This window comes from Nocardiopsis sp. MG754419 (genome assembly GCF_018207095.1).
Classification (GTDB): domain Bacteria; phylum Actinomycetota; class Actinomycetes; order Streptosporangiales; family Streptosporangiaceae; genus Nocardiopsis.
Genome location: NZ_QOCZ01000067.1, coordinates 20,038 through 27,565, shown reverse-complemented (window position 1 = coordinate 27,565; position 7,528 = coordinate 20,038). Strand labels below are relative to the sequence as shown.

General features: G+C 70.0%; 5 protein-coding genes. 1 reads left to right on the top strand and 4 read right to left on the bottom strand.

What is annotated here, in order from left to right:
- Positions 1-44: 44 nt before the first annotated feature.
- From DSY14_RS14770 to DSY14_RS14755, 4 genes are all read right to left on the bottom strand, one after another.
- Positions 45-1,340, bottom strand: coding sequence for a hypothetical protein (locus tag DSY14_RS14770; protein WP_211717130.1), 1,296 nt, complete (start codon positions 1,338-1,340; stop codon positions 45-47).
- Between the two features lie 231 nt (positions 1,341-1,571).
- A complete protein-coding gene (locus DSY14_RS14765; protein WP_211717129.1) occupies positions 1,572-2,615 on the bottom strand; it encodes a hypothetical protein in 1,044 nt (347 codons plus the stop codon).
- 69 nt (positions 2,616-2,684) lie between these two features.
- A complete protein-coding gene (locus DSY14_RS14760; protein WP_211717128.1) occupies positions 2,685-5,135 on the bottom strand; it encodes an ATP-binding protein in 2,451 nt (816 codons plus the stop codon).
- A 229-nt stretch (positions 5,136-5,364) separates the two neighbouring features.
- On the bottom strand, positions 5,365-6,024 hold the full coding sequence (locus DSY14_RS14755) for a DUF1524 domain-containing protein (protein ID WP_211717127.1): 660 nt from the start codon (positions 6,022-6,024) through the stop codon (positions 5,365-5,367).
- A 470-nt stretch (positions 6,025-6,494) separates the two neighbouring features.
- On the opposite strand from DSY14_RS14755, the gene thpD reads away from it, so the two are divergent.
- Positions 6,495-7,400 carry an ectoine hydroxylase gene (thpD, locus tag DSY14_RS14750; protein WP_211717126.1) on the top strand — a complete coding sequence of 302 codons (906 nt, stop codon included), beginning with the start codon at positions 6,495-6,497 and terminating at the stop codon, positions 7,398-7,400.
- Positions 7,401-7,528 lie beyond the last annotated feature (128 nt).

Genomic DNA, 7,528 nt, shown 5'->3' with positions numbered 1-7,528 from the left:
CTCCCCGGCCCCGCCCCGCACGCACCACCGTCCCCTCGGCGCGGTCAGTCCCAGCGGATGGTGCGCACCCCGTCGAAGGCCGGCAGGTCCGACTCCCCGTCGAGGGCGAGCCGGCACACCAGGTCCTCGGCCTCGGCGATCGCACCGAAGCGACCGAAGGACATCCGGTTCCGCGGGTCGGGACCCTCCATCCAGAGGGTGTGCTCCTCCTGCCACAGCAGTTGCAGGGTCTCCCCGGTGCGCGCGCGAAAGACCAGGAAGGCGCTGACGCTGGGGGTGGTCCGATACAGCAGTGACCGGGCCTCGGCCAGCTCCAGCGGGATCGCGGACACCCGTGCGCCGGTGCCCAGCGGGTGCGGGTCGTCGTGGCTGACCTCCACGATCCCGGTGGGGTCGGGGTCGGCGTCACGAGAGGGCAGTGAGCCGTCCACCGCCCATCGGCCCAGGATCTCGTCGAGGTGGCGTCGGTCCAGACGCCGCCCGGAGCCGAGCACCCGGATGCGATCGAAATCGCGGTCCAGGGTCATGCTCCGGCCGGTGATGAGGCTGGTGACGGTGACGGACATGAGAGAGGGCAGCCACGGCAGGAACAGCCGGGTGAACTCGCGGACCGGCACGCGCCGTGCCCGGTCCTCGCCCCACCAGGTGAGCGCGTGGTCGACGGGGCTGGTCAGAACCACGTCGACCATCGGTTCTCGGTCGACGTCCGGTCCGGGGTGGGCGGCCAGCCGGCCGAGTCTGCGACACCGCCACTCCATGTCCACCCGGATCCGGGGCACCGACTCCTCCGGCCAGAACGCGTCCAGTCCGTGGGCCTGGAGCACGTCCAGGATCTCCTTGGCCACGGCGTGGGTCAGCCGGGCGTGGCCGGGCTCGAAGGTCAGCCACAGCCCCTCGCCCGCGATCGCGAGTTCGATGTCGGCGTCGAAGCAGTAGAGGATCGCGCGCGCCCGCGGGTCCTGGGAGACCGCGAGACGCCACAGGTGGACGTCGCCGCCGTCCTCGGCCAGGCAGCCGTCGCAGCACTCCAGCGCCTCGAAGTAGGGGATGCCGCGTGCGGCGAGGGCCTGTCCGGCGCGTTCCAGTCGGTCGACCTCGGTGCGCGCGGGCCATCGGCGCTGCCATCGGAGGTGGCGCGCGAAGGCCCGGTCCAGCATGTCCCGGAGCACGGGCATCCCGGGGTGCTCCCCGCGCGGGTCGCCGCCCGCGTTCTCCCGGAGCACGTCGGACACCTCGGTGAGGATCTCGCGGAACTCCCGGCGGCCCGTCGTGACCCGTGTGTCCAGCTCCTTCCGGAGGGCGGCGTGGGGATCCTCGCCGCTCACCCGTTCATCGCTCATCCGCTCAATGTGTCAGACCCCGAAGGTCCTCGGGTGGGGAACGGGTGAAGCGTGGCCGGCCGCTTCCGGCCGAGCGGCGGCCGGAACACCGGGTGCACGCACGAGGAGTCGGGGTGGAGGGAACACGAAGGTCCGGCCCTGCGGTCTCCCCCTTCACGCGCACCCCGACGCACAACCCGGCGACCGCCACCCGGCGACGGGTCGCTCGGAGCCGCGTACCGACGGTACGGGTCAGTCGGCGAGGTGGACCAGGTCGGTGGCGGCGGTGTGGACACGGGCCGCGCTCGCGTCCCGCACCCTGCGGGCCGCCTCGGCGATGTCGGTGAGCTCGGCGACCTCCGAGGACCGCTCCGCGAGCAGGGACGCTTCGGCGCGCAGCTCCGCGTAGGCGCCGAGCGCGGCGACGGCCTCCTCGCACTGCTCCCACTCACGTTGGGCCCGGACGGCGGCCTCGACCAGGGACCCGTACGCGACGATCTGCTCGACACGGGCCCGAATGTGCTGCTCGGTGGCGGCCAGATGCTCCTGCTGGGCCCGCAGGACCGCCCGGACCCGGTCGGAGGTGGCCCGCTGGTGGCGCACCAGGTACGCGCGCCGCAGCTCCCGTTGCCGGGACAGCAGGGAGGCGATCCGCCACTCCTGTTCGCGGAGCACGGACAGCCCCCGGGCGGTGTCGAGCGTGTCGACTCCGGCGGCTTCCGCGCGGGCGTCGACGACACGGTCGATGGTGCGCTGCACGTCCACCAGCAACCGGTGGTCGGTGACGCTGATGTCGCCGGGTAACAGCACGTTCTCGCGCCGGTCGGCCGGTGTCGGCCGGCCTCGGCCGGAGGTGAGGACGTCGGCGGTGACGGTACCCGCCAACAACGTGAACAGGATCCAGGGGGCGAACACGGGCGGTCCGGGGACGGCGGCGGCCCACAGCCACAGGGGTGTCGCGGCCAGGGCCATCACGCCCAGGCCGGCACCGACCACCCGCACCGGGCGGGCGGCGTCGGTGCGCAGGGCCAGGGCGCAGACGTAGACGACCAGACTGATCGTGGCGATGATCATGCCGAGGTAGCCGCCGGCCAGGGCCGAGGCGATGACGAGGGTGACCCCCACCCAGAGCAGCTGGGCCCAGGCATCGCGCAGGTGCGCGGACCGCGGGGGGCGCTCGGTCCGTTCCATGGGGTGGTGCGGTGCGGTGACGGCCCGGCGATAGGCGTCCTCACGGACGTCGGCGGGCAGGGCGGTGTCGACTACGGGTCGGGGCCGGCTGACGTCCTCACTCATGGGCGATCCCTTGTGAGTGGTGGGGGTCGGGGGAGGGCTACCCCTCTAGATCCCCACCACCGGGGCGCCCTACTCCTCCAGGCCGTGAGCGGACACCAGGGGCCGTTCACGGGTGGGGTTGGTGTCCAGCCACCGCAGCAGCGACTCCGAGACGAGGTCGACGGCGATCCGGCCGGTCCGTCCGTCCAGGTCGCGGAAGAGGCACTCGCCGTTGCCGAGGTTGCGCAGCACCGAGGCGTGCTCCTCGTTGCCGTCGACCCCGAGCAGGTCCATGACGCTGGCGACCTCGTGCGCCTCGCTGGAGCGGAAGGTGAACACCGATGAGAGGCAGTTGGTGACCTGTTCGTTCAGCATGTCACCGGCGTTCTGGGAGACCAGGATGAGCGCGGTGTTGCGGGAACGGCCCATCCTGGACACCTCGGGGACGAGCTTGGCGCCCTCGGGTGTGGAGGTGATCGCCCAGGCCTCGTCCAGGAAGATCGCCTTGGGCAGACGACGGTCCAGACCGTTCATCAGACGTCGGGCGAACTGCGAGACCAGGTAGAGCAGGGCCACGGACAGCCGTTGCTCGTAGGAGTAGTCGTCGCGGTCGACCCCGGAGTCGGGCAGGGTGAGGCCGCCCAGGGTGAACACGGTGGTCCAGCCCTCGGTGTCGATGCGCGCCTCGCCCTGGGGGTCGAAGCACAGGGAGGCCAGCCGCATCTCCGACATCGAACCGAGGACCGCGCCCAGGTTGCGCGAGGCGGCGTCCTCGGATCCGGTGAGGTGTTCGACGACCTTGGCCAGGGACGGTTGGGGCTGGTTGGCGACGGTCGCCACCGCCTGGATCATCGCGGACTCGCGCTCCTCGCTCATGCGGGGCAGCAGCAGGCGCAACGTCTCGGTGGCCATGGTCTTCTTCGCCGCGAGGTCGTCGCCGAAGGCGAAGGGGTCGAGCAGGCCGGGCTGGGCCGAACCGAGCGACATGATGCGGGCCTTGCGGCCACGGTGCTTGAGCAGTTCCACGAGCGACTCGGCGTCGCCCTTGGGGTCGATGGCGGCCACGGTGACCCCGCGGAGCGCGAGCTGGTAGATCATCAGCAGCGCCAGGGTGGTCTTGCCGCCGCCCGGCTCGCCGGTGATGGCGATGGCGGTGGGGCGGTTGCGGGAGGCGGCCACCATGGGGTCGAAGTGGACGATGGAGCGCGCCCGGCCGGTGGTCTCACCGACGTAGGGGCCGACCCAGCCGCCGCCGGAGCGGTCGACGCGGTCGCCGACGTCGACCGTGGCGGTGGGCATGCCGCCGGCGATGGTGCGCAGCGGCTGGCGCTGGGCGTAGGCGTTGAGGCGGATGCGGTCCCCGGGCAGCGACTCGTTGAAGAGTGAGAACTGGTCACCGGTGGAGTTGATGACGTCGATGCCGATGTCCCGGTAGTGCTCCACCACCGCCTCCACCTGCTGCTCCAGGAGGCGTTCGGTGGGCGCGGAGACCATGAGCCGGTGCCATCCGTACACGAACGGCAGGCGTTCCTTGGTGATGCCGTGTTCCAGCATGCGGGCGGCGTCGATCTGCTCGGCCAGGGCGATGGGCGCCTCCACACCGGCCTCGCGGATGTGCGCGTCCATGTCGCGGGCGTGCGCCAGCTTGCGCCCCACGTCCTTGGAGGCCTTCGCCGGCGGGATGAGCTTCATGCGCAGCGACAGCTCGACGGGGAAGGGCAGGGCATCGGCGTGGTGGAGCCAGGGTTCGCCGTCGGGGAACGGCATGAGGTCGGGGAAGCGGGCGAACGACAGGAACGCCACGTGGGTGGAGCCGGAGGGCTGTTCGAGACGGAGCATCGACCGCCCGTTGTGGACCACGCCGTCCACGAGCGCCTCGATCTCGCCACGCCCCCAGGTGCGCCGGTCGGACGCGGACGGCTGAATCTCCTCGGCGGTGCCGGTGACGGCGTGTCGGATGAGCCAGGCGATCTCGTCGGAGTCGGCGTGGCGGGCGTGCAGGGAACTGGCCGCCAGGGCCCGCCCCAGGCGTTCGGACTGGTCGGTCCAGCGGGAGAGTTCCTTGTCGTCGATGGCGTCGTCGTTGATGCCGAGGATCTGCTCGGTCCGCTGGTAGGCGCCGAAGACCTGGGAGAACAGCCCGAGCCCCACACCGGCGTTGCGCAGGCCCAGGCGCACCCCGAGGTAGACCTCCTTGGTCCAGAAGTCCTTGGCCCACACGTGCCGGTACATCTCGTCGAGGTAGTCGTACCAGCCGGCGCCGCCGTCGGCGGTGCCGTCGAGTTCGGTGGCCCACTGGGCGGCCGGGTACGTGCGGTGGGCGACGCGGAGGTGGACCTCGGCGTCGTTCATCCGGATGGCGGCGAGGGCGATGGTGATGTTCGTGGCGAGAGCCTGGCGATCCTCGGGAGTGGTGAACTCGTAGGAGACGGTGGGCAGACGGAAGTAGGCCCAGGCCTCGTTGTCACTGAGGAGGACGCGGTCGTCGAAGTAGCGGACCGCGAGACGGGTCGCCCCACGAGTCCCCCTGGTGCCGGTCATCGCGCGATCGCCCTGCCCTTCTGGTCGCTGTGGCGGAGGGTGCCGATCCCATAGTGAAGCATCGGAGGCGGGGCACAGAAGCAAAAGGGGCGACGGCGAGCCGGAAAACACCGAAGAACCGATCCCCACCCGGTGTGGGGCGCACCGGTCGGACGGGCCGGCAGGGAGCGGGGCCGTGCGACGTCGACGTCGGACGGCCCCGCGGGGAACGACCCCGGAACGGTCACCGTCAGCAGGCGGTGTCCAGGGTGTCCTGCAGCGTGGACTCCTCCGAGGACGTGATGGTGAGCTCGTAGATGTGCTTCACGTTGATCCAGGACTTGGCGTAGTCACAGTGGACGGCGGTGTTGGTCGGCATCCACTCCGAGGGGTCCTTGTCGCCCTTGGCCCCGTTGCTGGAGGGCGTGGCCAGCCACAGCTGGGACGAGGTGACGTCGTTGGCGAAGTCGGTGCGCTGGGCGGTCGACCAGTCGGCGGCGCCGGTCTTCCAGGCCTCGCTCAGCGGCACCAGGTGGTCGACGCTGATGTCACCGGGGACGTCCTCCACCCACTCGTCGTCGAAGGCGCTCCACCAGCTACCGGAGGTGGGCTGGCAGCTGGAGTCGGTGACGACGTCGTGGCCGTCCCGCTCCAGCACGACCTGTCGGGCGGTGCAGGGGCTGTCCACGACGTTCCAGTGGGGGAAGAGGCCGCGGTCGTAACCGTCCTGGGGGCCCTTGGAGGCGACGGTGAGCGAGTTCAACTGGCTCTGCGCGGCGGAGTCGGAGGGGATGCCGGGTGGAAGGGTGTGGTCGGCGGCGGCCGGGGCGGACCAGCCGAGCACCACGGCGAGGGTCAGGGCGGAGACCGCCCCGAAGGCGCGCGAGAGCGCGCGGGGGTAGGGGGACACGTGTTTCTCCTCAAGAGCGGGTCGAGGTGAACCGGACGCCCCTACTGTGCGGTAATTCAGCCTTTGACGCCAGCCCCGTGGAGTGAATTCTTTGCACCACCCCGCGCCCCGGATGATTGTGAAATAGATCACACAAAATCCCGACATCCGGGCGGCGGGAGGCACAGACCCCGGCCCGCAGAGGGACGACCTGGAAAGACGACCCCGGGTCGACCGGTCGATCACCCCGGGCGTCCCCCCGCAGGCGAACCCCACCGCACCCCGACCCACCGCAGGTCGTATCCGAAGCAACCATCCTCTTTTTTCTTATTTCCGCCCATATAGTAGACCAGTAATACCCAGATGTCCGACCAGTAAACAAATGATCACAAAACCGCTGGGCACGATCTTCGCGTGAATTTGTTACGTTCGCATCCCGTACGAGAAACCGCACAGAAGTGAGAGGAGCGACCCTCTACGAGGGGAACGGCATGACTCTGCAAATGGATCTTCCGACCGCGGACGACTACCCGACCCGCAAGGCTCCCGAGCCCTGCCTGCTCTACCGCCGCGACCCCGTCGTGTGGCCCGGCGCGGAGAACGGCACCTTCGGGGCCGACGAACTGAGCGACTACGAACGACGCGGATACACGCAGGCCAGATCACTGGTCACCGCCGACGAGGCGGAGACCTACCGGTCCGAACTCCGGCGTCTCGGCGAAGACCGCGCGTTGCGCGAGGACGAGCGCGTCGTCGTGGAACCCACCTCCGACGAGGTGCGGTCCGTTTTCGAGGTGCACAAGATCAGCCAGGTCTTCTCCGACCTCGTCAACGACCCGCGTCTGGTGGATCGTGCACGCCGCATTCTCGGAAGCGACGTGTACGTGCACCAGAGCCGTATCAACTACAAACCCGGTTTCGGTGGCGGCTCGTTCTACTGGCATTCGGATTTCGAGACCTGGCACGCCGAGGACGGCATGCCCAGAATGCGCGCCGTCAGCTTCTCGGTGGCGCTCACCGACAACTACTCGCACAATGGCGCCCTGATGATCATGCCGGGCTCGCACAAGACGTTCGTCTCGTGCGTGGGCGAGACACCCGAGAACCACTACCGGGCCTCGCTCAAGAGCCAGCACGTGGGCACGCCGGACCAGGAGTCGCTCTCGCTGCTGGCCGAACGCCACGGCATCGACGTGCTCACCGGTTCCGCGGGCGACGTGACCGTGTTCGACTCCAACTGCATGCACGGTTCCGGTGGCAACATCACGCCCTTCCCGCGGTCCAACGTGTTCATCGTCTTCAACAGCGTCGAGAACGCCTGCACCAAGCCGTTCAGCGCGTACACGGCGCGGCCCGATTTCCTGGGCGCCTCGGACACCACCCCGGTCGGACGCTGACGACGCCGACACGGTAGGGGCCGCCTGAGCGCACGACGACGTTCGGCGCGGCCCGGACCACACGCACACGCAAGGCCCATCCCCACGGAAGGGATGGGCCTCACGCGTGCACGCGGTGGATCGGGAGA

Excerpts from the sequence above, each read along its gene's own strand:
- DSY14_RS14770 (WP_211717130.1), bottom strand. The coding sequence starts at position 1,340 with ATGAGCGATGAACGGGTGAGCGGCGAGGATCCCCACGCCGCCCTCCGG.
- DSY14_RS14765 (WP_211717129.1), bottom strand. The coding sequence starts at position 2,615 with ATGAGTGAGGACGTCAGCCGGCCCCGACCCGTAGTCGACACCGCCCTG.
- DSY14_RS14760 (WP_211717128.1), bottom strand. The coding sequence starts at position 5,135 with ATGACCGGCACCAGGGGGACTCGTGGGGCGACCCGTCTCGCGGTCCGC.
- thpD (WP_211717126.1), top strand. The coding sequence starts at position 6,495 with ATGACTCTGCAAATGGATCTTCCGACCGCGGACGACTACCCGACCCGC.